Annotated in this window: 1 protein-coding gene and 5 pseudogenes; all 6 read left to right on the top strand. The window is 62.5% G+C overall.

The features are described 5' to 3' along the window. Positions 1–591: 591 nt before the first annotated feature. Positions 592–815 (top strand): annotated as a pseudogene (locus UK82_RS41255) (group II intron reverse transcriptase/maturase); the annotation flags it as partial. A gap of 1 nt (position 816) precedes the next feature. Then, a pseudogene (locus UK82_RS41250) lies at positions 817–986 on the top strand (group II intron reverse transcriptase/maturase); the annotation flags it as partial. Between the two features lies 1 nt (position 987). Then, positions 988–1,355, top strand: a pseudogene (locus UK82_RS41245) (reverse transcriptase domain-containing protein); the annotation flags it as partial. A 1-nt stretch (position 1,356) separates the two neighbouring features. Continuing rightward, positions 1,357–1,448: pseudogene (locus tag UK82_RS41240) on the top strand (reverse transcriptase); the annotation flags it as partial. A 38-nt stretch (positions 1,449–1,486) separates the two neighbouring features. Then, positions 1,487–1,627, top strand: a pseudogene (locus UK82_RS41230) (reverse transcriptase); the annotation flags it as partial. 20 nt (positions 1,628–1,647) lie between these two features. Beyond that, positions 1,648–1,848 (top strand): group II intron maturase-specific domain-containing protein (locus UK82_RS41220; protein WP_304438079.1); only part of this gene is annotated, 201 nt, incomplete at its 5' end. Between the last annotated feature and the right edge of the window lie 64 nt (positions 1,849–1,912).

Below are 1,912 nucleotides of genomic sequence, written 5' to 3'. Positions count from 1 at the left end.
GTCTGAAGGTAGGCAGGTCAGTTCTTGACACGTGCGTGCTGCACGGACGATGGGGGAGGCGGAGCCCCGTGGTAAGGGTTCCGTCCGGCTCCCCGGCGTCGCCCTGCGGGGGGAGGCGTCAAGTCACTCCGAGGTGCGTTAGTTGAAGCCTGTCGTGCTGAGCGTCGGAGAAAAGGCGGCGTAAGAGTCGTCAGACAGGGTCCAGGAAGGCGAACGAAAGTGAACCACCGCTGAAGTGCCGTTACTTTATGAGGTGACACCGGAACCGGGGTATCAATGCTGCTCCGGGATGAGCCAGGCGGGTGCCCGTCTATTGGCCTGGTGGTGTCCGGCATGCAGGTGGCGCGAGNCTGGGCTGCGGCGTCCGTGCGGAACGGGGGAAGGCGTTCGCCGATACTGCCCCGGCCCCTGTGGCCGGGCGAGAGGGAGTGCGCCGAGCGGCTGAAACCGGGAGGCGGGAGTACCGATGCGGCAACGCCGGCGGACCGGCTCGTACTAGTGTTGAAGCCCCTGTAATGGGGGTGGAGCGAAGGGGCCGGCTCATCCAGAGGAGTTCGCCGAGCAACCGGGTGTAAANCCGGGAGGAGTCGAGTGGACAATTCAGGTCCGAAACAGAGACCGTATGTGATTTCCAAGACGCTTGTGTGGGAGGCGTATCAGCAGGTCCGGCGGAACAAGGGTGCCGCCGGGGTCGACGGGCAGTCCATCGAGGACTTCGAGAAGGACCTGAAGAACAATCTGTACAAGGTCTGGGTGCGGATGTCCTCGGGGAGCTACTTCCCGCCCCCGGTGCGGGCTGTGGAGATACCGAAGCCNCACGGCCCAGGGACGAGGATCTTAGGTGTGCCCACCGTGGCTGACCGGGTCGCCCAGACCGTGGTCGCCCTTGCGCTGCAACCCCGCACCGAGTCGATCTTTCATGACGACTCGTACGGGTACCGGCCGGGGCGGTCGCCGTTGATGGCGCTCGGAAAGTGCCGCGAAAGNTGCTGGCGAATGAGCTGGGTACTTGAGTTTGATATCTCCCAGTTCTTCGACTCCGTCGATCACGACCTTGTAGTCAAGGCGGTCGAGGCGAACACTACCCCTGAGCAGAAATGGGTGGTGCTCTACGTCCAGCGGTGGCTGAAAGCTCCGATGCAATGGCCCGATGGCAGGATGGTCGAGCGGGATCGGGGTACCCATCAAGGGTCCGCGGTTTCACCCGTGCTGGCTAACTTGTTCTTACATTATGCCTTCGACGCCTGGATGGAGAGGCAGTTTCCAACCCTGCCGTTCGAGCGTTTTGCCGACGACGCGGTCGTGCACTGTGCGAGCGAGAAGCAGGCCCGGTATGTAAGGGCAAAACTCGCGGANCGGATGAGGGAGGTCGGGCTGCGCCTGCATCCCGACAAGACCAGGATAGTGGACTGCAAGAACGGAAACAGGCGTGAGGAATATGACAACACNTCGTTCACGTTCCTCGGGTACACGTTCCGGATGAGANGTGCCCGCAGAAAGGACGGGCAGATGTTCTCCAGCTTCCTGCCGGCAGTGAGTCGGGACGCCCTCAAGAAGATGGGGGGCGTGGTCCGCCGGTGGCGGATCAACCTGCGCACGACCGAGGACATTGCGGCGCTCGCGGCGTNGCTGAATCCGGTCATTCGNGGCTGGATGAACTACTACGGGGAGTTCTACCGCTCCGAGCTGTACCGTTTACTGCAACGCATCAATACCTATCTGGTGCGATGGGCAAGGCGGAAGTTCAAACGGCTGCGGTCGTTCAAGAAGGCCAAACGCTGGTGGAAGGGGCTGATACGTAGACAGCCCCGCCTGCTCGCCCACTGGGCATGGGTCACCAGTTTCTGACGGACTGGATGGGAAGAGCGGAGTGACAGGAGACCGTCACGCTCCGTTCTGTGGGGGCCTGGGG

Source organism: Frankia sp. ACN1ag, assembly GCF_001414035.1.
Lineage (GTDB): Bacteria > Actinomycetota > Actinomycetes > Frankiales > Frankiaceae > Frankia > Frankia torreyi.
The sequence above is the reverse complement of the archived record's forward strand: the minus strand, read 5'-3'. Positions and strand labels throughout refer to the sequence as shown.